The 25,316-nt window shown below is 69.5% G+C and carries 19 protein-coding genes and 1 pseudogene; 12 read left to right on the top strand and 8 right to left on the bottom strand.

Going from position 1 to position 25,316, the window contains the following annotated elements; all coding sequences use genetic code 11:
• Positions 1–54 precede the first annotated feature (54 nt).
• Together HCC78_RS17315 and HCC78_RS34845 are read right to left on the bottom strand one after the other, a co-directional pair.
• Positions 55–816 (bottom strand): gamma-glutamylcyclotransferase, encoded by a 762-nt coding sequence (locus HCC78_RS17315; protein ID WP_172330049.1) that lies wholly within the window; start codon positions 814–816, stop codon positions 55–57.
• Between the two features lie 579 nt (positions 817–1,395).
• Positions 1,396–1,617: pseudogene (locus tag HCC78_RS34845) on the bottom strand (helix-turn-helix domain-containing protein); the annotation flags it as partial.
• A gap of 476 nt (positions 1,618–2,093) precedes the next feature.
• On the opposite strand from HCC78_RS34845, the gene HCC78_RS17325 reads away from it, so the two are divergent.
• Positions 2,094–2,762 carry a BCCT family transporter gene (locus HCC78_RS17325; RefSeq protein ID WP_172330051.1) on the top strand — a complete coding sequence of 223 codons (669 nt, stop codon included), beginning with the start codon at positions 2,094–2,096 and terminating at the stop codon, positions 2,760–2,762.
• Positions 2,763–2,829: 67 nt separating this feature from the next.
• On the opposite strand, the gene HCC78_RS17330 is transcribed toward HCC78_RS17325, so the two are convergent.
• Genes HCC78_RS17330 through HCC78_RS17355 form a run of 6 tightly spaced genes read right to left on the bottom strand, consistent with a single transcriptional unit; the run spans position 2,830 to position 10,661 of the window.
• Complete coding sequence (locus tag HCC78_RS17330) at positions 2,830–3,864, bottom strand: LacI family DNA-binding transcriptional regulator (RefSeq protein WP_172330052.1); 1,035 nt, start codon at positions 3,862–3,864, stop codon at positions 2,830–2,832.
• Between the two features lies 1 nt (position 3,865).
• Complete coding sequence (locus tag HCC78_RS17335; protein WP_216671202.1) at positions 3,866–4,909, bottom strand: carbohydrate ABC transporter permease; 1,044 nt, start codon at positions 4,907–4,909, stop codon at positions 3,866–3,868.
• 1 nt (position 4,910) lies between these two features.
• Positions 4,911–5,945 carry a carbohydrate ABC transporter permease gene (locus HCC78_RS17340; RefSeq protein WP_172330053.1) on the bottom strand — a complete coding sequence of 345 codons (1,035 nt, stop codon included), beginning with the start codon at positions 5,943–5,945 and terminating at the stop codon, positions 4,911–4,913.
• A gap of 1 nt (position 5,946) precedes the next feature.
• Entirely contained in the window at positions 5,947–7,038 is a 1,092-nt protein-coding gene (locus HCC78_RS17345; RefSeq protein WP_172330054.1) for an ABC transporter ATP-binding protein, read from the bottom strand.
• Between the two features lie 23 nt (positions 7,039–7,061).
• Positions 7,062–8,141, bottom strand: a complete 1,080-nt coding sequence (locus HCC78_RS17350) for a glycoside hydrolase family 105 protein (protein WP_172330055.1) — start codon at positions 8,139–8,141, stop codon at positions 7,062–7,064.
• Positions 8,142–10,661, bottom strand: a complete 2,520-nt coding sequence (locus HCC78_RS17355; RefSeq protein WP_172330056.1) for a hypothetical protein — start codon at positions 10,659–10,661, stop codon at positions 8,142–8,144.
• A gap of 167 nt (positions 10,662–10,828) precedes the next feature.
• Between HCC78_RS17355 and HCC78_RS17360 the strand changes: the two genes are divergently transcribed.
• The 11 genes from HCC78_RS17360 to HCC78_RS17410 all read left to right on the top strand — a co-directional run bounded on the left by HCC78_RS17360 (position 10,829) and on the right by HCC78_RS17410 (position 25,314).
• A complete protein-coding gene (locus HCC78_RS17360) occupies positions 10,829–12,085 on the top strand; it encodes an ABC transporter substrate-binding protein (protein ID WP_172330057.1) in 1,257 nt (418 codons plus the stop codon).
• 733 nt (positions 12,086–12,818) lie between these two features.
• Entirely contained in the window at positions 12,819–13,856 is a 1,038-nt protein-coding gene (locus tag HCC78_RS17365) for an NAD(P)-dependent alcohol dehydrogenase (RefSeq protein WP_172330058.1), read from the top strand.
• Positions 13,857–13,860: 4 nt separating this feature from the next.
• Complete coding sequence (gene xylB / locus HCC78_RS17370) at positions 13,861–15,309, top strand: xylulokinase (RefSeq protein WP_172330059.1); 1,449 nt, start codon at positions 13,861–13,863, stop codon at positions 15,307–15,309.
• 260 nt (positions 15,310–15,569) lie between these two features.
• Complete coding sequence (locus HCC78_RS17375; RefSeq protein ID WP_172330060.1) at positions 15,570–16,457, top strand: AraC family transcriptional regulator; 888 nt, start codon at positions 15,570–15,572, stop codon at positions 16,455–16,457.
• Positions 16,458–16,556: 99 nt separating this feature from the next.
• Positions 16,557–17,471, top strand: a complete 915-nt coding sequence (locus HCC78_RS17380) for an ABC transporter substrate-binding protein (protein ID WP_172330061.1) — start codon at positions 16,557–16,559, stop codon at positions 17,469–17,471.
• 73 nt (positions 17,472–17,544) lie between these two features.
• Positions 17,545–19,047: a sugar ABC transporter ATP-binding protein gene (locus tag HCC78_RS17385; RefSeq protein WP_172330062.1), complete on the top strand. Its 1,503-nt coding sequence runs from the start codon at positions 17,545–17,547 to the stop codon at positions 19,045–19,047.
• Positions 19,037–20,023 (top strand): ABC transporter permease, encoded by a 987-nt coding sequence (locus tag HCC78_RS17390; RefSeq protein WP_172330063.1) that lies wholly within the window; start codon positions 19,037–19,039, stop codon positions 20,021–20,023. Before HCC78_RS17385 ends, HCC78_RS17390 begins: the two co-directional genes overlap by 11 nt.
• Before the next feature lie 72 nt (positions 20,024–20,095).
• Positions 20,096–20,827, top strand: a complete 732-nt coding sequence (locus tag HCC78_RS17395) for an SDR family oxidoreductase (protein ID WP_172330064.1) — start codon at positions 20,096–20,098, stop codon at positions 20,825–20,827.
• An 86-nt stretch (positions 20,828–20,913) separates the two neighbouring features.
• On the top strand, positions 20,914–22,542 hold the full coding sequence (locus HCC78_RS17400; RefSeq protein ID WP_172330065.1) for an FGGY-family carbohydrate kinase: 1,629 nt from the start codon (positions 20,914–20,916) through the stop codon (positions 22,540–22,542).
• Positions 22,539–24,551, top strand: coding sequence for a transketolase (gene tkt, locus HCC78_RS17405; protein ID WP_172330066.1), 2,013 nt, complete (start codon positions 22,539–22,541; stop codon positions 24,549–24,551). The genes HCC78_RS17400 and tkt overlap by 4 nt, the downstream gene beginning before the upstream one ends.
• A 37-nt stretch (positions 24,552–24,588) precedes the next feature.
• Positions 24,589–25,314 carry an SDR family oxidoreductase gene (locus HCC78_RS17410; protein WP_172330067.1) on the top strand — a complete coding sequence of 242 codons (726 nt, stop codon included), beginning with the start codon at positions 24,589–24,591 and terminating at the stop codon, positions 25,312–25,314.
• Positions 25,315–25,316 lie beyond the last annotated feature (2 nt).

Consider the following 25,316-nt stretch of genomic DNA (forward strand, 5'->3'; position numbering starts at 1 on the left):
CACGCCTGCCCGGCACGGCGCCGGACGCAGTCCGTCCCGCGTTCCCGCCGATGATCAGCCGCGCTTCGCCTTTGCCGACAGGGCATCGTCCGGTTCGCTCCACCCGTCCACCTCGGCCAGAAGCGCATCCAGCTCCGGATCGTCGATGCGCAGTTCGCGGCAGCCCTCGATGATGTTGACCAGGTACTCGCGGCTGGTCCCCAGGCGCCCCCTGCCGGTGGCAAGGTAGCGGACTTGATCCGCGCGGCTGATCTCCGTATCGATCATGTCGGCCTCGGGATCGGCGACAAAGCACAGGGCCTCGACCGGCCCATGCGCGGTTTCCACCGGCGCGAAGACCGCCATGTAGCAGGGCGCCATCATCTCCCGCCGCCAGATCACCTCGGACTCGCGGTCTGCGCTGCCGGCAGCGAGCCGGAAGGCCAGCCCGTCGCAGGCGGGACCGTGGTCGAGCGCCGCCATCAGGCCCGGGGCTTCCGCGGAGCCCCGCCCGCCGGAGCGGTCGACCAGGCAGAAGCTGCGCCGGTAGCCCGGGAGCCGCGCCCGGCGCACCTCCGCGAAATATACCGCCGGGTCCCACATCAGCGAACCGTAGGCGAAGACCCAGAGATCCCTGCCGCTCCAAGGCGCCAGCGTCTGGCGCCGCATCGCTTCGCGGGCCTCGTCGCTGTAGCGCGGATTCTCCGTCATTCCGGCTTCCGCCCAGATCCGGTCGATTTCCGCCAGATCGAGATTGCGGAAGAAACTGTCGCCGGGATCGCGGATCTTGCCGGCGAGGCCGGGGTGATGGCGGAACGCATCGGGGGCGAAGGACATCGGGGCTCCTTGCAGGAATGCGGGCGGCCCTCGGACCGCGGCCCTTCACGCTTATGGGCGATGCGCACGGCATGCAACCTTGCCCGACCCGCCATTTTCCCGGGCCGGTCCGATCGGGCCGCACCCGCCGCAAGATCGGGCGCCAAGCGGAGGAAGCGCGCGACCCGGACGTGGCGCTGCGCTGCTGCCGCTCTGCGGACCGATAGATAGAGGGACGGGGGCGGGCCGTGCAGCCGTCCTTGGGCCATGCGGACGCGGACTGCCCGGGGCGCCATCCGCACGGCGCGCCGGAGGCACGGAGCGCGGCAGGTGCTGACCCGCTGCGATCCGGAAAGGGCTGCCGCCTCGTCCGGAGCACAAAGCTTGCCCCGGCCCTTCCCAGCCGGAGGCGCCGGCATGGAGTCCGGGGGCTCCGTCCCGCTCTTCGGCCTGAAGCGGAGTTGAAGCAGCGCAGTGAAACGGAGCGCCATTGTGATTGCGGCGGCGGTTCAGGGCGTGGCGGCGACCCTGCTTGGCATTGGACAGGGCCATTCGCACCGCGTCGTCGGCGGCAGGTCTTCGGGCCGCCGGGCAATTCCGTCAATTCCCGGGCGGCATCCGCGGCTTGGCAGCGACGGGGCGGCGCAGTGCCCTGCTCAAGGCGGCGGCATCGGCGCAGCCGCAGCGCGAGGCGATCTCCGTGAGCGGGAGTCCGGCCGCGGTGGCCAGCTCGCACGCCCGGGCCAGGCGCAGCATCCGGGTGCAGCAGCGGGCGCTCTTGCCGCGTTCGCCCCGGACCATCCGGCCGAGGCTTCGCAGCGATCGGCCGAGCGCGACGCCATCTGTGCGTCGGTCTTCGGGTGACCGGGATGGTCCGCCATAAGCCGGATGGCGTCCCGCTGCCGCGCCGCCCCGGCCCGATACACGGCCAAGCTTTTTCCCGCAGGACGCCGCGAAGGCCTCGGCCGTGCCGAAACGGCCACCCCATCAGCGCCACCGTCATGCCCTGTGACGAGGCGACACCGCCGAAGCTCCGGGCCAGGCCGCTGCTGCCGCGCCTGATCACTTGCCCGCCAAAGGGATGGTCTTCCACATCGCCTTCGGTGGTCTGGTCATGCCATCCGGCGGATAAATTGGAGACAAACGGCGATATCCTGTCTTCCTAGTACAGCAGGCCCGTCTGGAACTTCGTCCCGGCGGGCTTCCGGACGGCCGTCGGCCCGAAGGGCGTTGCCCGGCAGCGCGGCTTCCGGTTCTTCCACTGGTGCCGGAGGATCGCCTAGCCAGCGCTGGCCGACATGGCCAGCGTCCGCAACTCGCGCGGCAGGACGGGCCGCGAATTCATGCCGGGCATGCGCCTGAAGCCCTCCGCGATCGGCTCCTTCCGGCTCGGCACGTTCAGCGGCTACGCAATCCGGCAGGAGATGGCGATGGGCACCGGACCAGCCCCGGAAGCCGCGGGATCATCCAGACGCAGCGCGACCGGGATCTGCCATGCTCTCAACGGCACCATCGGCAATATCGGCACGCCCCTCTGGACAGGCGACATGTGCTGGACCGCCCGGCCGCTGTCCGCGCTGGCGATACCCCTGCTGGTCAGGCGGTTCGTGCCCCCGGCCGGCCGCGGTGCGCTGGCGATGGCGATGGCGATGGCCAGCAAGAAGCCGCCGGCCAGACTCCGGAACACCTGGGGCAACGGCATCGGCGCGACCGCCGCCATGCTGCTGCTTGCGGGCAGGCTCGGCGCATTGCGAACCGCGTTCTTCCCGATTTCCTTCTCGATCATTGCAATTTTCGCAAGATTGTTCAGATTTCCGGTCAATGAAAAGCGCCGCGCAGGCAGGATCTTCCGGGACTTGCGCGGGAGTGTGCAGAGCGCGGCGGACCCTGCCTGGCGGGCAACCCGCATGAGGCGGGCCCGGCCGCCAAACGGTCCGAAGGCTGCCGGACGCCTGCCCGAACCCTGAACTCTCGCCGGTACGCAGCGCCAGGCCGCCGATGGCGCCGCCACCCGCCGGCACGGAGCCCGCTGCGTCAGGCCCGGCGGACCGGCGGGGCCGCGCAGCTGTCGCGCAGGCTGATCTGGCAGCCCAGTTCGATCCGCCGCGCCAGATGGCTGCCCGGGCGGCGCAGCGACAGTTCCAGCTCCTCCAGCGCCGTGACCGCGATGTCGTCGAGCGGCGGCCGGATCGAGGTCAGCGGCGGCTTCGACATCTGGCCCGCGAAACTGTCGTCGAAACCCATCACCGAGACATCACCCGGCACGTCGAATCCCGCCCGGGCAAGGCAGTGCATGGCGCGGATCGCGATGTTGTCGGACAGGCAGAGGATCGCGGTCACCGGCAGCCGCCCGCCCTGCGCCTCCAGCCAGGCGCCGAATTCGCGGTCGACGATCTCCGGCGCGAAGCCCGACAGCCGCAGGATGCGCGTGCCGGGATCGGCGGCCCCGGCCTCGCGCATCGCCTCGCGGAACCCGGCCTCGCGCCGCCGGATGGTGAAGCGCCCCGGCCAGGACAGCAGCAGGATGTCACGATGCCCCAGATCCAGCAGATGCTGCACCCCGAGCGCCGTGGAATAGGTGTTGCCGATGCCGACCGAACTGATCCGCGAGCTGGGATCGAGCCCGAAAAGCAGGACCGCAGGGCGCCCTTCGTCGGCAAGCCGCCCGATCAGCGCGGGGTTCTCGTCGAAATGGACGACCACGGCCTCGGCATCCGAGGCGGCGATCCCTGCCATCACCCGGTCCGGGTCCAGCCGGTCGCCCGGGCAGAGGACCGGATCGACCCGGATGCCCCGCTCCGCGCATTCCGAGCGCAGCTTTTCCAGGATGCGCCAGGAGGTGAAGTTGGTCTCGGAGGGCTGCAGCATCGCCTCTGGCATCGCCAGGACGATGGAGTGCAGCCCCGCCTGGGTGGCCTTGCGCACGCGGGTGTCGATATAGCCCTGCGACCGGGCGATCTCGAGGATCTCGCGGCGCTTCTCCTCGGAGATCCGGGAACTGCCCTGCAGCGCCCGGCTGACCGTGCTGACCGATACCCCGGCCGCCTGGGCGATGTTCTTCAGGCTCACGTCATTTCACTCCGGAACTGGCAACCCCTTCGGTTATGTACCTCTGCAGGAAGAGGAATATAAGGGTCACCGGCAGCAGCGCGACAACGGTCATCGACAGGATGTAGTGCCATTGCACCGTGAACTGTCCCTGGAAGGCGTTGAGGCCGAGCTGCAGAGTATAGTTCTCGGGGCTCGACAGCACGATGAGCGGCCACAGGAAGTCGTTCCAGCGCCAGATCACCGAGAAGATCGCCAGAACCGCCAGCGCAGGCGCCGAGAGCGGCAGGATGATCCGCCAGTAGATGCGGAACTCGCTGGCCGCATCCACCCGCGCCGCCTCGATCAGGTCGTCGGGGATGGTCAGCATGTACTGCCGCAGCAGGAACACGCCCGTGGGCGTCGCCACGGTGGAGAAGATCACCCCCCAGAGATTGTCGGCCAGGTTCAGCCCCACCACGACCATGAAGGCCGGGACCATGATCACCGACAGCGGCAGCATCAGGGTGGAGAGCATCAGCACGAAGATCGTGGTCGAGCCGCGGAAGCGGTATTTCGACAGGGCGAAGGCCGCCATCGAGTTCAGCACCAGCGTCAGGATCGTCGCCACCGTGGTCACGAAGACCGAGTTCTTCAGGTAGGTGAGGAAGGCGAAGCGCTCCAGCGGGTCGGTGTAGTTCGACCATTCCGGGCGCAGCACGGTCTGCTTCTCGATCGCGCTTGCATCGACGCTCAGCCGCTCGCCCGGGCTTGCCGGATCGACGACCGTCGCCTTCAGCCCGATGCGGCGGACCAGCCCGACGGTGCGGGTCTCGCCCTGTTCGTCGGTCCAGGCATAGGCCGGCAGCGGTTCGTCATAGCCGTCGATCGCCAGTTCCTCGGCGGCGCGCGGCAGGAGCGTCGGCGGGAAGCTGTTGATCTCCGCTTCCGGCTTGAAGGAGGACAGGAACGCCCAGCCGATCGGGATGGCGATCACCAGCGTGCCGAGGATCAGCCAGGCCCAGGCGAGGATGTCGGTGACGTCCATGCGGCTCTTGCCGCGGGTGCGGGTCAGGAAACCGAGCATGTCAATTCTCCGCTTTCTTGCCGAGCCAGAGCTGGACCAGCGTGAGGACGAGAAGCGCCAGCCCCATCAGCACCGAGGCGGCGGAGGCGAGCCCGTAGAGCCGGACATCGGTGGCAAAGGCGGTCTCGTAGATGAACTGGACGACGAAGGTGTTGGCCGTGCCCGGCCCGCCGCCATCGGTCAGCACCCAGGCCTCGTCGAAGACCTGCACCGAGCGGATCAGGAGCAGCACCAGCACCACCAGCAGGTTCGGCATCAGCAGGGGCAGCGTCAGCCGCCAGAACTGCCGCCAGCGCGTGGTTCCGTCGATCAGCGCGGCCTCGTAGATGTCGCGCGGGATCGCCTGGAGGCCGGCGAGGATGATGAGCGTGTAGAAGCCCATGTGGAACCAGATCGAGACATAGACCACCCAGAAGCGCGACCAGAGCACTTCGAGAAGGAAGATCGTCCGCTCGCCCATCAGGTCGGCGAAGACCGCGTTCAGCAGCCCGTTGCGCGCCAGGAACCATTTCCAGACCAGCGCGACCACCACCGGCGACAGCAGCACCGGGTAGAAGAAGATGGCGCGGAAGAAGGCCTTGCCGCGGGTCAGCCGGTTCAGCACCAGCGCGGTGACGAGCGACACCACCAGCGTGCCGGTGGCATTGAAGGCGGTGTACCAGGTGGTGTTGAAGACCGCGGTCCAGAACAGGTCGAGCTCGCAGGTGGCCGGGTCCAGGTAGCTGCCGCAGCTGAGCAGCCGCGAGAAGTTCTCGAAACCGACGAAGGGCCGGTTCCACAAGAGCAGCTCGGTGCCGCCGGTGAAGGCATAGCCGATCGCCAGAAGCACCGGGATGAACACGAAGATGGTGAAGAGCGCCATGTTCGGCAGCACGAAGACCCAGGGCATCCGGCGCAGGCCGATCAGGCGCTGCAGCCGGGTGAAGGGCCATTCGACCACCGCCATCGCGGCCTCGAGCAGCCGGTCGCCGCGGTCGCTGCTGCTCACCGGCGCCTCGCGCGCGGGCCGCACATAGCCGTCATCGGTGGCGGCCATCTCACGCCCTCCCCAGGCTCTGGCCGCTGGCGGCGTCGAACAGATGGACATGGCCCTCGCGCGGACGGACGGGCAAGCGGTCGCCCGGGGCGGCGTCCAGATGGTTCTGGACATGCACGATGGTGGTGGTCTCCGCCCCGTTCAGCCGGCCATGCAGATAGGTTTCGTGGCCGAGGCTCTCGACCTGGTCGACATCGAGCATCAGGGGCGATCCCGCCGCCTCGGCACCGACCGCGAAATGCGACGGACGCAGGCCGATCTTGACCTCCCGCCCGGTGGCCGTCCCGCCCAGCGGCAGCAGGAGATCGCCGGTTTCGGGCGACGCGATGCGGGCCAATCCGCCTTCGCTGCCGGTGATGCGGCCGTCATAGAGGTTCATCCGCGGGCTGCCGATGAAGCCCGCCACGAAAAGGTTCGCGGGCCGCTCGAACAGGTCGAGCGGCCGGCCGACCTGCTCGACCTTGCCGCCGTTCAGCACCACGATCTTGCCGGCCATGGTCATCGCCTCGACCTGGTCATGGGTGACGTAGATCATCGTGGTGCCGAGCTGGCGGTGCAGCCGGGTGATCTCGCCGCGGGTCTGGACGCGCAGCTTGGCGTCGAGATTGCTGAGCGGCTCGTCGAAGAGGAACACCTTGGGATGGCGCACGATGGCGCGGCCGATGGCGACGCGCTGGCGCTGCCCGCCCGACAGCGCCTTCGGCTTGCGGTCGAGATAGGCGTCGAGCTCCAGCATCCGTGCGGCCTCGGCCACGCGGGCGTCGATCTCGGCGCGCTTCATCCGCAGGTTCTCCAGCCCGAAGGACAGGTTCTTGCGCACCGTGAGATGCGGATAGAGCGCGTAGCTCTGGAACACCATGGAGATGCCGCGCTCCGACGGCGTCATCTCGTTGACCACCTCGCCGTCGAAGGCGATCTCGCCGCGGCTGATGGATTCCAGCCCCGCGATCATCCTGAGCATCGTCGATTTCCCGCAGCCCGAGGGGCCGACCAGGGCGACGAACTCGCCTTCCTCTATATCGAGGTCGATGCCGTGGATCACCTCGAGATTGCCGTAGGCCTTTGTCAGCCCGTCCATCCGGATGGATGCCATTTCCGTCTCCTCCCTGGATCCGTTCAGCGCGCCGCCTGCGCGACGCGGTCATATTCCATCAGAAACAGGCTCCCCAATGCCTGGCCGTAGGGCGTCGGCAGGTTCGGGATCTGCCGGTAGAATTCCAGCGTGTCGCCCATCGGCGTGCCGTCCGAGACATCGCCGAGGAAGCCGTCGCCGTCGATCCGCGCCAGGATCGCGGGCAGCGCGCGCTCGACGATCCGGGCCTCTTCCGCGCCGATCAGCCCTTCGCGGCGCCCCGCCAGCACGCCGTATGCGATGCCCGCAGTGCCCGAAGCCTCGACCGGGCTGCCGGGATCGTCCAGCAGCGTGTGGAACAGTCCCTCGCCGTTCTGCAGGGCATCCAGCGCCCGCACCTGGGCCAGGTAGACCTCGCGCAGGTAGCGCGCGACAGCGCCTTCCGGCGGGCAGATGCGGAAAAGTTCCGGGATCGCGATCGTCACCCAGGCATTGCCTCGCGCCCAGAGCGCCTTGGCGTAGCTGTGCCGACCGATGAAGGTCCAGCCGTGGTAGAAGAGCCCGCTTTCCCGGTCGCCGAGGAAGCGGACATGGGTCAGGTACTGGTAATGCGCGTCCTCGATCCATTCGGGACGCTCCAGGAGCTTGCCGGCCTGCGCCACGAAGAGCACCGCCATGACCAGCGTGTCGTCCCAGAGCTGGCCGTCATTGTCGCGCTCCTTGACCGTGTGCTGGTAGCCGCCCTCCTCGGTCTTGGGCATCTCTTCGTGAAGCCACGCCGCCCAGCCGCCGATGATCGCGAGCCAGTCCTCGCGCGGGCGGCGCTCGGCCAGCAGCGCCAACGCCAGCATCGGCGCGGTGGAATTGACCTGGCGGCGCGGCAGGCCGCGGGCGATCTGGCGGTCGTACCAGCGCGCCAGCCGGTCCATCGCGGCCTCGTCGCCCTCGGCCTCCGCCCGGCGGAACTCGCCGTATAGCCCGACGCCGACCTCCCAGTCCCATTCGTCGAAATCGATCTCGTCGCCCGGGGCCGCGCCCTCGTCGCCGATGCCCTTGAGCCTGCGGAACCCGCGCGACAGCGCGGCGATGGCGGAGGCAATGTCCAGATTGGCGTGATAGGTCATTCAGAACTCCACAGCTTTGAGGGGCGCGCCGTCGAAACCGGCATGCGGGGTGATCGAGAGAGGGGCGAAGGGCACCGGCGTGCCGTCGCGCAGCAGCCCGTCGGCGAAGCGCGCCGACAGCGCGGCGCCCCCGGCCTGCCAGCCGAGGCAGAGCGCGGCCGCGTCGAATTCGGGCGCCAGCGCGCGGGCCGCGGCGCGGAAGTCATCGAAGCTGCCATGGGTTGCGGCGGAGCCTGCCACCATCAGCCAGCCCGCCTGCGCGGCATGGGCGCGCCATTCCTGGCCCTTGTAGAGCCCGGTCTCCAGCCGTTCGAGCGGCGCCGAGGCCCAGAGCGCGGCATAGCCGTGCCCCGCCCGCTGGAACAGCCACTGGCCGTCCTCGATGCAGCCGTCGAGCAGCTCGGCCGGCGCGAAGGCATGGGTGAAGCGCACCGGATGGCCATGGCGGCCGAGATCGTAGACCAGCGCGGCAACGTTGCCGTCCATGCAGACCCGCGGCACGGTGCCGTTCGCCATCCAGTAGGAGGGCCGCCCGCCGCCCCAGACCTTCAGCTCGCCGGGATGGCTGATCCAGGTCCGCGCCAGCGGATGCGCGGCGAACTGGATCTCCGCGACATGCTGCTGGTGGCCCGGATCGCCGGTGCGGTGGCCGGTCACCGCCGAGAGCTGGGCTCCGGCCGATTTCCACAGCGCGAGCTTGGCGTTGCGGTTCAGCCCCTGCACGTAGCGCGCCTCCAGCCGGTCATGGCCGCCGAGCCGGTGCAGCCCCTCGCAGGCGGCGGGCGGCTGGTAGTCCGAGACCGCGAAGAGCGCGGCGGCACGTTCATGGCCCGGACACCAGATGCCGCCGAAGGCGACGGCGGCAACCGCGCCAAGCTCCGTGGCGGGTCCGGCGAACAGCTCCTTCTCGTAGACCCGGCCCTGGCTGCCCACCGGCATGCCGTCGACCGAATGCAGCGCGGTCATCACGAAGATGCTGTCGATCAGCGCCCTGGCGCGCGCCTTCAGCGCCGCATCAGGGCTGCAGGCCTCCAGCGTGAAGAGGCCGAGCAGGTCGATCGGATAGTAGCAGGAGGAATTCCACTCGGCGAGCCCGTGATCCTCGACCGAGTCGAACCAGCGGCCCAGCCGGGCACGGGCGGCCTCGCGATGCTCGGCGCCGGTGCGGCCGCTGTTCGGAAAGACCTCCTCGGGAAAGGTGTCGCCCGCCAGGAACTGCGCGACATGGAAGCAGAAGGCATGGTTCTCGCTCCAGAACCACATCACGTCATTGCCTGGCTCGTCGAGCCAGTAGCGGAAGCCGAGGATGGCGCGGCGCACCTCGCTCCAGAGCTCCGCGCCGATGCCGGTCCCGGCATGGCCGCGCCAGGCCCATATCAGCGGCAGGATCCAGAAATCCGCGCAATCGTAGCGTCCGTCGATGCCGGTCAGCGTGTGGCGGACGATCCGCCCGATCTCGTCCGCCGGGCCGCCTTCCTTCAGCAGGAGCAGGCCGCGCGAGATGCTGCTGCCGGGTTCGGCGGCAATGCGGGCGCGGGCTTCGGCCTTCCGCTCGGCGAGGCTGCCCCCCCCGAGCCGCGCAACCGTGCCCATGATCGTCGTTCCGAGCGACGCGTCGAGCCGCACCGCGCCTGCCTTCACCGAGAAGGCCAGCGCGTAGCAGCCCGGCGAGATGCCCGCCACATCGAAGAGCTCATGCACTTCGCCCGCCCGCGTGACGGTGAAGCGCACCGGTTCGGCGAGCGGCAGCCGGTCGGCCAGCACGTTCATCGTCGCGCTGCCATCGGCGGACTGGCCGTCATGCAGCACCACCTCGACCGGCTCCGCGGGGCTGTGATCGCAAACCACCGCCAGCTTGCCCTCTTGGTGGAACAGCCGCGTCGTGCGCAGCGCGGCCAGCGTCTTCTCGACATCCTTGAGCCGGGCGGGATCGACATCGGCGCGCAGTCCCGCTTCGATCCCCTGCCCCGCGGCCAGGCCCAGCCGGAAGAAGCAGCTGGTGTCGCGCTCGTGCATGTCCTCGAGCCGGACGGTCAGCTCGGAGACGCCCGCGGGCAGCGCGACCGAGACCCGCGCCGTGTGCGGGATGTTGCGGTCGAGCGGCGCATGCACCGCCACCGGGCGGCCGTCGAGCCACATATGGACCACGCCGCAGGTCTCGATCTCGAAGGTGGCGCTCTGCGCTGCGTCCGTGCGCAGCAATGCGCGTGCGAAGCGCGCGATGCGGGTCGGCTGGAAGCAGAAGGTGGTGAAATCGACCCGCGGATTCTCCCCGCCCAGATAGACCTCGGAGAAGGCGGAGGCATCGGGGATCCGCGGATCGAGCCCGGGCAGGAGCTTCCGGAAGGCCTCGCGGCAGGGCAGGTCGCCGGTCGCCACCCAGCCGTTGACGAAGCGGTAGTCCACCTGGTCGGGATGCGGCCGCGCCTCGCCGGGGAAGATGCGGGAGTCGGCCGGGGTGACCAGCCAGCGGTTCAGCGACGCCCCCTCGCCCAGCCCCCACCAGACCGGCTCAGGCAATATTTGCGCAACGTTTTGCTCTACACTTTGCAAGATTTTCCTCCTCCCGGCGCAAGATTTTCGGATTTGAACTGCAATCATGCGCCTTGTTGGCATTGACACAGCCACAGCTTTGAACAATTGTCCAGACGTGTTGCGAAACTTTTTGCACACTAGGGAGGAACACAATGCTCAAGCTTGCGACTGCCGCGAGCGCCCTGGCGCTGTTTGCCGGGGCCGCTCTGGCCAAGGACACGATCAGCTTCGCCTTCACCGATGACGACCCGGCCTATATCCAGCGGATGGGCGAGCTTCTGGAGGAGTTCGAAGCGGCCAACCCGGATATCGAGGTGGAGTACATCACCGCCGGATATTCGCAGCTGGTCGAACAGCTGCCGCTGCAGCTTGCCGTCGGCGAGGGCCCGGACCTGGCGAAGATCGCCGATCACGGGCTGATGCGCTACACGCTGGACCTGCACCCCTACATGGACGACCCGGACGGGTTCGCGGCGCTCCATGGCAGCACGCTCAACCTGCTGAAGACCGCGGACGCGCCCGCGGACAAGATCGGCGGCTTCATGCTGTCGCAGACCCTCAACCTGCCCTTCGTCAACAAGACGCTCTGGGACCAGGCCGGCGAACCGCTGCCCGAGGCGGGCGCGACCTTGGACGAGATCGTCGAGGCCTCGCAGCGCGTCGCCGACGCCACGGGCATCGACATTCCCTTCACCATGGACCGCTCGGGGCACCGCTTCACCGGTCCGGCCTTCTCCTACGGCGCGCATTTCGAGGAGGACGGGCACCTGACCTTCCCCGACGGAGCGGCCAAGGCCTACATCGCCGACATGTACCGCTGGACCCAGGAAGGCGCCTTCCCGAAGGAGATGTGGGGCGCCGCGGGCGGATCGCGCTACAAGAACATGGGCGACGAGTTCGTCGATGCCAATGTCGCCACCTATTTTGCAGGAAACTGGATGGTGAACCCGTTCCGATCCAAGATCGGCCAGGATTTCGAATGGACGGTGCTCGACGCGCCCTGCGGCGACGGCGGCTGCATCCCGATGCCGGGCGGCACCTTCCTGGCGGCCTTCAACACGACGGAACATCCCGAGGCGGTCGCGAAGCTGGTCGAGTTCCTCGGCTCCGAGAAGGTGGTCCGCGAGCTGGCGGAACAGTTCGTCATCATCCCGGGCGCGAACATCCCCGACCTGAATTACCAGCTCGACGACCCGAATGCCGCCGCGGCGATGAAGGTCTTCGCCCGCAACGCCCCGAAGGTGACCGACGAAATCCGCGAATGGTCTGCCTTCCCGGGCATCCAGGCGGTGCAGTCGGCCATCGTCCAGCGGATGTCGCAGCTGATCGTCGGCGAGCTGTCGCTGGAGGACACCTATGCCCGGCTTGAGGCCGATATCGGCTCGATCGACGCCGAGCTGAGCAACTGAGACCAGCGGCGGGGGCCCGGACCAGCTCCGGGCCCCGCCCTCTCCGCGGCCGATCCGTCCCCGGCCCCAGCGGCAGGCATTCCCTGCATCTCGGGGCGGGGACGGCCCACCGGAACGCTCTGAACGTTGGCCCGTTCGAGTCCGCGCAGAAGCCGAGAGGCGCCAGCAGATCTCCGGGCCGCCAAGCCCCGCGCCACAGTCCGGCCTGAGCCGCTGCCTCGGTCCATGGCGGCGGACCGCCTCGGCCGAGCGCAAGCCGCCGGCCTTTCCGCTGCGAGGGCGTCACGGCGTGGCCCCATGCGTCGCTGGCCCGCGCGGCACCCGGCCCGGAAGACCCCGCGGCGGCCCGCTCCCTGAACGCGGCGGCGAAGTGGCGGCAGATCTGCCTGCCGATGCGGGGTCCCCTCTCCGGAGCAAGATTGCGGCCTGCCCGGCATCCGGAGGCAAGAACAGCCGCAGCGCGTCCAGCTTCCCGGTCCGGGACCGCCCCGCGCGGCCGAATCACGGAAACGTCCCGGGCCGCCGCGGCAGCTTCCGGCCATCTCCGCCCCCGCCTCCGCAGCCTGCCTGCCCAGGCAGGAACGGCCCCCCGATAGGATTTTTCCGGCCGCGCCGGATTCCGGGCCGGAACCGCCGGTTTCCATTTACAACCGCCCCTCCGGACGACAGCAAGGGAAACGGCCACCGTCCCGGGCCGCAGCCCGGGACCGCCGCGAAACGGGAGGACGGAGACATGAAGGCGCTTGTACTCGAGGAGAAGGGCAAGCTTTCGCTGCGGGAGTTCGACATCCCCGGCACGCTGGGGCCGAGGGACGTTCGCATTGCGACGCGCACCGTCGGCATCTGCGGCTCGGACGTGCACTACTACACCCACGGCCGGATCGGCCATTTCGTCGTCGAGGCGCCGATGGTTCTGGGCCACGAGGCGGCCGGCACCGTCATCGAATGCGGCGCCGAAGTCGAAGGGCTGGAGCCGGGCGACCGCGTCTGCATGGAGCCGGGCATCCCCGATCCGGACTCCCGCGCCTCGAAGCTCGGGCTCTACAATGTCGACCCCGCGGTCCGCTTCTGGGCGACCCCGCCGGTCCATGGCTGCCTGACGCCCGAAGTCATCCACCCCGCCGCCTTCACGTACAAGCTGCCGGACAGCGTGAGCTTTGCCGAGGGCGCGATGGTCGAGCCCTTCGCCATCGGCATGCAGGCGGCGCTGCGCGCGCGCATCCAGCCGGGCGACATCGCCGTGGTGACCGGCGCCGGGCCGATCGGCATGATGGTCGCCCTGGCGGCGCTGGCCGGCGGCTGCGCGAAGGTAATCGTCGCCGACCTCGCCCAGCCCAAGCTCGACATCATCGGCGCCTATGACGGGATCGAGACGGTCAACATCCGCAATGCCCCGGTGGCGGAGGCCGTCGCGGCCGCGACAGCGGGCTGGGGCGCGGATGTCGTCTTCGAATGCTCGGGCGCGGCCCCGGCCATCCTGGGCCTGCCCGCGCTGGCACGGCCGGGCGGGGCGATCGTGCTGGTCGGCATGCCGGTCGATCCGGTGCCGGTCGACATCGTCGGGCTGCAGGCCAGGGAACTGCGCGTCGAGACCGTATTCCGCTATGCAAATGTCTATGACCGCGCCATCGCGCTGATCGCCTCCGGAAAGGTCGACCTGAAGCCGCTGATCTCCGCCACGCTGCCCTTCGCGGATGCCATCGCGGGCTTCGACCGGGCGGTCGAGGCGCGAGACACGGACGTGAAGCTGCAGATCGAGATGCCGGCATAGCCCCATGTATCTCGGGATCGATCTGGGCACGTCCGGGCTTAAGGCGATGCTGGTCGACGGCTGCTTCCGCACCGTCGCCGCCGCGCATGCCCCGCTTTCCGTCTCGCGGCCGCATCCGGGCTGGTCCGAACAGGATCCGGCCGGCTGGATCGCAGCGGCGGAGGCGGCGCTGGACCAGCTGCGGCAGAGCCACGCCGCCGAACTGGCGCAGCTGCGCGCCATCGGGCTTTCGGGCCACATGCACGGCGCGGTGCTGCTGGACGGCAGCGATGCGGTGCTCCGGCCCTGCATCCTTTGGAACGACGGCCGCTCCGCCGCGCAATGCGCCGCCCTGGAGGCGCGCGCGGATTTCCGCGGCATTGCCGGCAACCGCGTCATGGCGGGCTTCACCGCGCCCAAGCTGCTCTGGGTGCAGGAGAATGAGCCGGAGGTCTTCGGCGGGATCGCCAAGGTGCTGCTGCCCAAGGACTACCTGAGGCTCTGGCTGACCGGCGAGCATGTCGCCGAGATGTCGGATGCCGCCGGGACGCTGTGGCTCGACGTGGCGCGGCGCGACTGGTCGGGCGCGCTGCTGTCCGCGACGGGGCTTGACCACGGCCACATGCCCGCGCTGGTCGAGGGCTCCGAGGTCTCCGGGCACCTGCGCGCCGATCTGGCGGAGCGCTGGGGGCTGCCCCGCGTGCCCGTCGCGGGCGGCGGCGGCGACAATGCGGCGACTGCCTGCGGCATGGGGGTGATGCGCCCCGGCACGGGATTCCTGTCGCTGGGCACCTCGGGCGTGCTCTTCGCCGCCACCGACCGGTTCGCGCCGAATACCGGCGATGCCGTGCATGCCTTCTGCCACGCGGTGCCGGACACATGGCACCAGATGGGGGTGTTCCTCTCGGCGACGGACTCGATGTCCTGGCTGTCGGAGATCGCGGGCCTGCCCGTTCCGGAGCTGGCGGCGCATGTCCCCCGCCGGCCCGCTGCCCCCGCCCGGGCCCTTTTCCTGCCCTATCTATCGGGCGAGCGCACGCCGCTCGACGATCCGGGCGCCTCGGGGGCCTTCCTCGGGCTGCGCCGCGACGCCGGAGTGCCGGAGATGGTGCAGGCGGTGATGGAGGGTGTCGCCATGGCCTTCGCCGATTGCGTGCGCGTGCTGGGCCGGGCCGGCACCGCGCTGGAGGCCGCCTATGCCGTCGGCGGCGGCGCGCGCTCGGAGCCCTGGCTGGAGATCATGGCCTCGGCCACGGGCCTGACGCTGCTGGTCCCCGCCGAGGGCGATTACGGCGCCGCCTTCGGCGCGGCGCGGCTGGCCGCCGCCTGCGTGTCCGGCACCGGCTGGAGCGGCATCATGGCCCCGCCCGAGGTGCAGAGGGAAATCGCGCCGGATCCCCGCCTCGCCGCGGCCTATGCGGAAAAGTATGAGCGCCACATGGCCGCCTGGCCCGCCGTGAAGACCCTGTCGTGACGGGCCGGACCGGGTCGGCACAGGGCTGAACCGGCTGAAAACCAACGGAACAAGGGGCGCTCCGCTGCATTGCGGCGCGCCCCTTTTGCATTGCAGCAATTCCGTACCGGCCGCGTTGCGCAGCCACGCGCCCGCCACCTGCAAAAAAGTATCATCGTTTTCCCAATGGTGATGTAGTGCGCTCCCATGCTTCGCGGTAGGGTGGCTCCACTTCCGCAGACAGGCCGGGGAGGGCCGCGGAAGCACGGAGGAGACGAGACATGCAACCCGATCTGGAACTGGTCCATATCCGCAAGGGCGAGAGCTTTGCCGCCTGGATGCACGGGTATCCGTTCCGGACGGTGCGCTGGCACTACCACCCGGAATACGAGATCCACCTGGTCGTCGAGACCTCGGGCACCTTCTATATCGGCGACTTCATCGGCGACTTCGCTCCCGGCCAGCTGATCCTGACCGGCCCGAACCTGCCGCAGAACTGGATTTCCGACATTGCCCCCGGCGAGATCGTCCCGGCCCGGTCGCTGGTCATCCAGTTCCCGGAGACCTTCATCGACGAGGCGGGCCGCGCCATGCCCGAGATGGAGGCGCTCCGCCCGATGCTGGAGCGCAGCCACCGCGGGCTGCTGTTCGACGACGCGACAAGCCGCAGCGTCCGCCCGCTGATGGCACAGCTGGTCGAGGCCCGCGGGCTGAAGCGGCTCGCGCTGTTCTGGGAGATCCTCGACCTGCTGGCCTCCGCCCCCGCGCCGGAAGTCCTGGCCAGCCTCAGCTACCAGCTGGATCTGGACGCGCTCGGCAGCGGCGGCGTCAACCGCGCCATCGCCCACCTGCGCGAGAACCTGACCGAGACCGTGGACGAGGCCGAGCTGGCCAAGCTGGTCGGCCAGAGCCAGAGCGCGTTTTCCCGCGCCTTCAAGCGCCACACCGGCACGACGCTGGTGCGCTACAAGAACCAGCTCAGGGTGGATCTGGCCTGCCAGATGCTGCTGACCCGCCCCGAGATGAAGGTGGCCGACATCTGCTTCGATACCGGCTTCACCAACCTGTCGAACTTCAACCGCCATTTCCTGAAGCTTAAAGGCATGTCGCCCTCGCAGTTCCGCGAGACCTTCGCCGCCAACGGAGCCTTCTCCGCCGCCGCCGAATAGCGCGCCCCTCGACCCAGACACCGCAGACCCCGGCCGGCAGCATGCCGACCGGACACGGGCAAGCCATGCCCGAAACAACCAAACGGGAGGAACGAAACCATGACGAAGACAACCCTCGGAGCCGCCGCGCTGGCCGCTTTCGCCCTTGCCGCCCCAGCCCTTGCCGACAGCGACGACACGCTGAAGATCGGCATGACCTTCCAGGAGCTCAACAACCCCTATTTCGTCTCGATGCAGGAGGCGCTGATGGAGGCGGCCGAAGATCTGGGCGCCGAGGTGGTGGTCACCGATGCCGGCCATGACGTCGCCAAGCAGATCTCCGATGTCGAGGACATGCTGCAGCAGGACATCGACATCCTGCTCCTGAACCCGACCGACAGCGCCGGGATCGAGGCGGCGGTGCACATGGCCAAGGCGCAGGGCGTGATCGTGGTCGCGGTCGACGCCAACGCGAACGGGCCGGTCGACACCTTCGTCGGCTCGAAGAACCGCGATGCCGGATATCAGTCCTGCAAGTACCTGGCGGAGTCGCTGGACGGCGAAGGCCAGGTGGCGATCCTCGACGGCATCCCGGTCGTGCCGATCCTGCAGCGGGTCGAAGGCTGCACCGCCGCGCTGGAGGAATTCCCCGGCATCGAGCTGGTGACCACCCAGAACGGCCGCCAGGACCGTTCGGTCGCGCTCGGCGTGGTCGAGAACATGATCCAGTCCTACCCCGATCTGGCCGGCGTCTTCTCGGTCAATGACGGTGGCGCGATGGGCGCTCTGGCCGCCATCCAGGGATCGGGCAGGGACATCAAGCTGACCTCGGTCGACGGCGCACCCGAAGCGGTCGAGGCCATCGCCAAGGGCACGCCCTTCATCGAGACCACCGCCCAGTTCCCGCGCGACCAGGTCCGCGTCGGCCTGGCGATGGCGCTGGCCCAGAAATGGGGCGCGCGCGTGGTGCCGAAGGAAGTCCCGATCGACGTCGCCGTGGTCGATGCGGAGAATGCCGAAGGCTTCTCCTGGTAACGGCTCCTCCCCCGGCCGCCTCCGCGCCCCTGCGCGGGGGCGGCCCCAACCATCCCAACCACAGGAGCCTGCCATGCTGGAACTGCACGGGATACGGAAGAGCTTCGGCAAGATCGAGGTGCTGCACGGCGTCGATCTCGAAGTCCGGGCCGGGGAAGTCCATGCCCTGCTGGGCGAGAACGGCGCGGGCAAGTCCACCCTGATGAAGATCCTCGCCGGCATCCTGCCGCCTTCGGAGGGCGAGATCCGGATCGAGGGCCAGCCGCAGCATTTCGCCGATTACGACGCGGCCATCGAGGCCGGGATCGGCATCGTCTTCCAGGAATTCAGCCTCGTTCCCTATCTGGACGCGGTGGAGAACATGTTCCTCGCCCGCGAGATGAAGACCCGGCTGGGGCTGCTCGACCGCCGCGCCATGCGGGCCCGCGCTCAGGAAATCCTGGCGCGGCTGGATGTCGGGCTGCCGCTGGGCGTGCCGGTCGCCCGGCTGTCGGTGGCCGAACAGCAATTCGTCGAGATCGCCAAGGCGCTGTCGCTGGAGGCGCGGATCCTTGTCCTCGACGAGCCCACCGCGACGCTGACCCCGTCGGAGACCGAGCACCTGTTCAAGGTCATGCGCGAACTGCGCCGCCAGGGCGTGGCCATCATCTTCATTTCGCATCACCTGGAGGAGATCTTCGAGATCTGCGACCGCATCACCGTGCTGCGCGACGGCGAGTACATCGGATCCTGCGAGGTGGCCGAGGTGGACAACGACCGGCTCGTCGAGATGATGGTCGGCCGCCGCATCGAGAACAGCTTCCCGCCGAAGCCCGCGCCGCGCCCCGAGGCGCCGGTGGTGCTCGACTGCGAGGAGGTGCAGCTGCGCCGCGGCGGGCCGGTCTCGCGGTTCCAGCTCCGCGAGGGCGAGATCCTGGGCTTCGCGGGCCTCGTCGGATCGGGACGCACCGAGACCGCTCTGGCGATGCTCGGCGCGTATCCGGCGGCCCGCTGCAAGGTGCTGGTCGACGGCATCGAGACCCGGTTCCGCGAGCCCGCCGACGGGCTGGCCCACGGCATCGGGCTGCTGCCCGAGAGCCGCAAGGAACAGGGGCTTATCACGAGCTTCCCGATCCTGCAGAACGTGTCGCTCAACAACTACGGCAAGTACCGCTCCAACCGCTGGTTCATCGATCTCGACAAGGAGCTGGCCTGCACCGAGGCGGCGATGCAATCGGTCCGCGTCAAGGCGCCCTCGGCGCATGCGCGCGTCGACACGCTGTCGGGCGGCAACCAGCAGAAGGTGGTGATCGCCCGCTGGCTGAACCACGACATGAAGGTGCTGATCTTCGACGAGCCGACCCGCGGCATCGATGTCGGCGCCAAGGCCGAAATCTACCAGCTCATGCGCGATTTCACCGCGAAGGGCCATTCCATCATCATGATCTCCTCCGAACTGCCCGAAGTCGTCGGCATGTCCGACCGGGTCTGCGTGTTCCGCTCCGGCGGGATCGTCGCGACTGTCGAGGGCACGGACATCAACTCCGGAACGATCATGACCCATGCCACGACCGGGAGGATAGACCATGTCGCCTGACACCAATGCCGGATCGGCCGGAACCGGGTTTCCGGGCCGCAAGCTGAACCCCGGCGCGCTGCTCCATTCGCCGCTGGCGCTGCCCCTGATCGGCCTCGTCGTGGTCTCGGTGCTGATGGGCATCGCCAGCGAGAACTTCTTCAGCGTCTCCAACATCTTCAACGTGCTGCGCCAGGTGTCGATCGTCGGCATCCTCGCGGTCGGCATGACCTTCGTGATCCTCACCGGCGGCATCGACCTGTCGGTCGGCGCGGTGATGGCGCTGTCGGGCACGATCAGCGCGGGCCTCATCGTCAACATGGGCCTGCCCGCGCCGATCGGCCTGCTTGCCGGGCCGCTGGTCGGCCTCGCGCTCGGGCTCTTCAACGGCGCGCTAGTTGCCTGGGGGCGGATGCCCGCGATCATCGTGACGCTGGCGACCATGGGCATCGCACGCGGCCTGGGCCTGATCTATTCCGGCGGCTACCCGATCTCGGGCATTCCGTCCTGGATCAGCTGGTTCGGCATCGGCCGGATCTGGACCGTGCCGGTGCCGGTGATCGCCATGGTGCTGATCTACGCGGCGGCCTGGGTGCTCTTGCAGCGCACGCCCTTCGGACGCCACGTCTATTCGATCGGCGGCAACGAGACCGCGGCCAAGCTCTCGGGCGTCAAGACCGCGCGGGTCAAGCTGGCGGTCTACGCGATCTCGGGCTTCACCGCCTCGCTGGCCGCGATCATCCTGACCGGGCGGCTGATGTCCGGCCAGCCCAACGCCGGGGTCGGCTTCGAGCTGGACGCCATCGCCGCGGTGGTCCTGGGCGGCACGGCAATCGCCGGCGGGCGCGGGCTGATCCTCGGCACGCTGATCGGCGCGGTGCTGCTGGGCATCCTCAACAACGGCCTGAACCTGATGGGGATCAATCCCTACCTGCAGGACGTGATCAAGGGCTTCATCATCCTACTGGCCATCTATATCGGCCGCGAGTGGCGCTGAGCCCCGCTCCGGGCGGGACCGTTCCCGCCCGCCCCTCCCCCTGACGCAACGACGAATGACGGAGACACACAGATGTCTGTTTCGCTGGACGGCAAGATTGCCGTCATCACAGGTGCGGCTTCCGGCATCGGACTGGCCGCGACCGAGAAGCTGCTGGAGCTTGGCGCCACCGTGGTCCTTGCCGACCGCAACGCCGAAGCGCTCGAGGCGCTGACCGCACGGCTCGGCCCGAAGGCCATCGCCCAGGTGACCGACCTGCTCGATGCCGAAAGCTGCGGCGCGTTGATCCCCGAGATCCTCGCCAAGGTGCCGCATATCGACATCCTCTACTGCAATGCCGGCACCTATATCGGCGGCGACCTGACCGAGACCACGCCCGAGGCCATCGACCGGATGCTGGGGCTGAACGTCAACGCCGTGATGAAGAACGTCCACGCCGTCGTGCCCCACATGATCGGTCGCAAGACCGGCGACATCATCGTCACCTGCTCGATCGCCGGGCATTTCCCGACCTACTGGGAGCCGGTCTACTCCGGGTCGAAATGGGCGATCACCAGCTTCGTGCAGGGCATGCGCCGCCAGATGATCCCGCATGGCGTGCGCGTCGGCCAGGTCTCGCCCGGCCCGGTCGTCTCGGCGCTGCTGGCCGACTGGCCCGAGGAGAACCTGCGCAAGGCCAAGGAGTCGGGCAGCCTGATCGACCCCGAGGAGGTCGCCGATGCCGTCGCCTACATGCTGACCCGCAAGCGGCAGGTCACGATCCGCGACATGATCGTGCTGCCGACGAATTTCGACCGGGTCTGATCCGGTCCTTGACCGGCCGCCCGGGCCGGGACGACCAAGGCGGCGGAGCCCCGGAGCGGGCTCCGCGACCCGGGGAGGGGAAGACAATGACCGACAAGTATATCGGCATCGACGTGGGCACCGGCTCGGCCAGGGCCGGACTGTTCGACGCCACCGGCCAGCTGCTGGGCAGCGCGAAGGGCGCCATCGACAGCCATCGCGACGACCGCGGCCGGGTCGAGCAGTCGAGCACCCAGGTCTGGGACGCGGTCTGCGCCGCCGTGCGGGGCGCCGTGGCGGAGGCCGGAGCGGATCCGGCGGATGTGAAGGGGCTCGGCTTCGACGCGACCTGCTCGCTCGTCGTGCAGGGGCCGGAGGGCGGGCTGCCCATCGGCGACCCGGACCATCCCGAGCGCGACATCATCGTCTGGATGGATCACCGCGCGCTCGATCAGGCGGCGCGGATCAACGCCGGAGACCATGACGTGCTGCGCTATGTCGGCGGCACGATCTCGCCCGAGATGGAAACGCCGAAGCTCCTGTGGCTGAAGGAGAACCGCCCCGAGGTCTATACCCGGGCGGCGCATTTCTTCGACCTGACCGACTTCCTGACCTGGAAGGCCACCGGCGCCACCGAGCGCTCGGCCTGCACGGTCACCTGCAAATGGACCTATCTGGCGCATGAGGCGCGCTGGGATGCCGGCTATTTCCGCGCCATCGGGCTGGGCGATCTGGCGGATCAGGGCTTCCGGCGCATCGGTGCGGCCGTCGTCGATCCCGGCACAGCGCTGGGATCCGGGCTGACCGCGGAGGCCGCGGCCGCGATGGGGCTCCGCCCCGGCACCGCGGTGGCCGCCGGGCTGATCGACGCCCATGCCGGCGGCATCGGCACGGTCGGCGCAACGGGCGGCACCGGCGATCCGGTGCGCTGCCTCGGCTATGTCTTCGGCACCTCCTCCTGCACCATGACCACCACCGCCGGGCCGACCTTCGTGCCGGGCGTCTGGGGCCCCTACTATTCCGCCATGGTCCCGGGCATGTGGCTGAACGAGGGCGGGCAGTCCGCAGCCGGCGCCGCCATCGACCAGCTCGTCCAACTCCATCCCGCCACTGCCGCCGCCACCGCACTGGCCGAGGCCGCGGGCAAGGGGCTGCCGCACTGGCTGGCCGACCGCGCGCTGGAGCTCGGCGGCGATGCAGCGGGCGCGCTCAGGCTGGCCGACGGGCTGCATGTCGTGCCGGAATTCCTCGGCAACCGCGCGCCCTTCGCCGATCCCCATGCCCGCGCCGTGATCGTCGGCCAGGGGATGGAGCAGGGACCGGATTCGCTGGCCGCGCTCTATGTCGCCGGGCTCTGCGGGCTGGGCTACGGGCTGCGCCAGATCATCGAGACCCAGGCGGCGCATGGCGCGCCGGTCGAGGCGGTCTCGGTCTCCGGCGGGGCGGCCGCCCATCCGCTGACGCGCCAGCTCCTGGCCGATGCCACCGGGCTCCCCGTCGAGGTCACCGCCTGCCCCGAGCCGGTGCTGCTGGGTTCGGCCATGCTGGGCGCAGCCGCCCATGGCGCCATCCCCGGCCTCGCCGCTGCGATGCCTGCCATGTCGTCGGTCGCCATGCGCTGCACCCCGGCAGAGGGTCTGGCCCGCCGCCTGCACGACGCCCGTTACGACGCCTTCCTGACGCTCCAGAAAACCGCCCGCGCGCTGCGCCGGACAACCGAGGACCTGACCCGATGACCGAGATTTCCGCCGCCCTCGCCACGGCCGCCCGCGATGCCGGCAGCTTTGCCCTAGCCAACTGCCTGCGCGCCCTCGCCATGGACGGGGTCGAGGCGGCGAAATCCGGCCATCCCGGCGCGCCGATGGGCATGGCCGAGGCGGCCGTCGCGCTTTGGACACGGCATCTGAAATTCGACGCCGCCGCGCCCTTCTGGCCGGACCGCGACCGCTTCGTGCTGTCGAACGGCCATGGCTCGATGCTGCTCTACGCGCTGCTGCACCTGACCGGCTTCGAGGACATGACGCTCGACGAGCTGAAGTCCTTCCGCCAATGGGGCTCGAAGGCCGCCGGACATCCGGAATTCGGCCATGCCGCGGGGATCGAGGTGACCACCGGCCCGCTGGGCCAGGGGCTCGCCGCCGCGGTCGGCCTGGCGATGGCCGAGCGCAAGATGAACGCCGAATTCGGCGATGCGCTGGTCGATCACCGCACCTGGGTCTTTGCCGGAGACGGCTGCCTGATGGAGGGCATCAGCCAGGAGGCGATCAGCCTCGCGGGCCATCTGAAGCTCGACCGGCTGACGGTGCTCTATGACGATAACGGCATCTCCATCGACGGCTCGACCTCGAAGGCCTTCACCGAGGACACAGCCGGCCGGTTCGAGGCGGCCGGCTGGGCGGTGCTGGCCTGCGACGGGCACAGCGTGGCCGCCATCGACGCCGCCATCGCCGAGGCGCGCGGACTGGACCGCCCGGTGCTGATCCGGATGCGCACGGTGATCGGGCTCGGCGCCCCGGCCAAGGCCGGGACCTCCGGCGTGCACGGATCGCCGCTTGGCGCCGCGGAGCTGGCCGCAGCGCGCGCCGCGCTGGGGCTGGCCGACAGCGATTTCGCCCTGCCCGAAGCCGCCGCCGCCGAATGGCGCAACGCCGGCAGCCGCGGCCGGGGCGCACGCGCCGCCTGGGAGGCCCGTCTGGCCGGTGCCGCGCCGGAGCTGCGCGACGAGTTCCTGCGCCGCGCCGAAGGCCGCCTTCCGGAGGCGTTCGATACGGCCGTGGCCGAGGCCCGCGCCGCGCTCTTTGCCCAGCCCGCGAAGGTCGCCACCCGCAAGGCCAGCCAGATGGCGCTGGAGCCGCTGGCCGCGGCCCTGACCGAGCTCTGGGGCGGCTCGGCGGACCTTACCGGCTCGAACCTGACCCGCGTCCCTACCGTGGACAGCGATTTCCAGCCGGGCCGCTATGACGGGCGCTACATCTCCTACGGGGTGCGCGAATTCGGCATGGCGGCGGCGATGAACGGCATCGCCTGCCATGGCGGGCTGATCCCCTATGGCGGCACCTTCCTCGTCTTCTCCGACTATGCCCGCGGCGCGATCCGGCTGTCGGCGCTGATGGGGGTGGGCACGATCTACGTGATGACCCATGACTCCATCGGGCTCGGCGAGGACGGCCCGACCCACCAGCCGGTCGAGCATCTGGCGAGCCTCCGCGCCATGCCCAACCTCAACGTCTTCCGCCCCGCCGATGCTGTCGAGACGCTGGAATGCTGGGAGCTGGCGGTCCGCCTCCGCCAGACGCCGTCCTTCCTGGCGCTGTCGCGCCAGTCGGTGCCGCAGCTCCGCGCGCCGGGGGACGAAAACCTCTCGGCGAAGGGCGCCTATGTGATCCGGGGCACCGATGGTCCGCGCGACGCGACGATCCTGGCGACCGGCACCGAGGTCGCGCTGGCCGTCGAGGCGGCGGAGACGCTGGCCGCGGAGGGCATCCGCGCCGCCGTCGTGTCGATGCCCTGCTGGGAGCTCTTCGCCGCCCAGCCCGACGCCTACCGGGCCGAGGTTCTGGGCACGGCGCCGCGCGTCTCGGTCGAGGCGGCGGGCACTTTCGGCTGGACCCGCTTCGTCGCCGAGGAGGCGGATGCCATCGGGCTCGCAGGCTTCGGCGCCTCGGCCCCGGCGGAAACGCTCTACGAGAAATTCGGCATCACCGCAGCGGCCGTCGTCGCCCGCGTCCGGCATCATCTCGCGTGAGGGCCCGGCCCCGCGCGCATCCCCAAGGAAGCCATCCATGCAGTTCACCGGCAAATCCGTCATCATCACCGGCGCAGGCAAGGGCATCGGGCGCGCCTGCGCCGAGCTCATGGCCGCGCGCGGCGCCGAGGTCATCGCGCTCAGCCGCACCCAGTCCGATCTCGACAGCCTGCGCGCCGCCATCGGCGGCCGCTCGATCCGCGTCGACCTGCAGGACCCGGCCGCCACCCGCGCCGCCATGGCCGAGGCCGGGACCGCGGACTACCTGATCAACTCGGCCGGCATCAACGTGCTGGAAAGCAGCTTCGACATGACCGAGGCGGGCTATGAAGCGGTGATGGGCATCAACCTGCGCGCCGCCCTGATCGCCTGCCAGGAATTCGGCCGGGCGCGGGTTGCGGCCGGCGGCGGCGGCGCCATCGTCAACATCACCTCGATTGCCGGTCATCGCGGCTTTGCCGAGCATCTGTGCTATGCCGCCTCCAAGGCCGGACTCGAAGGCGCCAGCCGCGTGCTGGCCAAGGAATTCGGCCCGCATGGCATCCGCGTGAACTGCGCGGCACCGACGATCACGCTGACCGAGCTTGCCGCCGAAGCCTGGAGCGATCCGGAAAAGGCCGGGCCGATGATGGTCCGCCACCCGGTCAACCGCTTTGCCGAGGCCGCCGAGGTCGCATCGGCCATCGCGCTCCTGCTGTCGGGCGACGCGGGCATGGTGACCGGCGCCGTGCTGCCGATCGATGGCGGCTTCCTCGCGGTCTGAGA

The organism is Mangrovicoccus sp. HB161399 (assembly GCF_013184745.1).
GTDB lineage: Bacteria > Pseudomonadota > Alphaproteobacteria > Rhodobacterales > Rhodobacteraceae > Mangrovicoccus.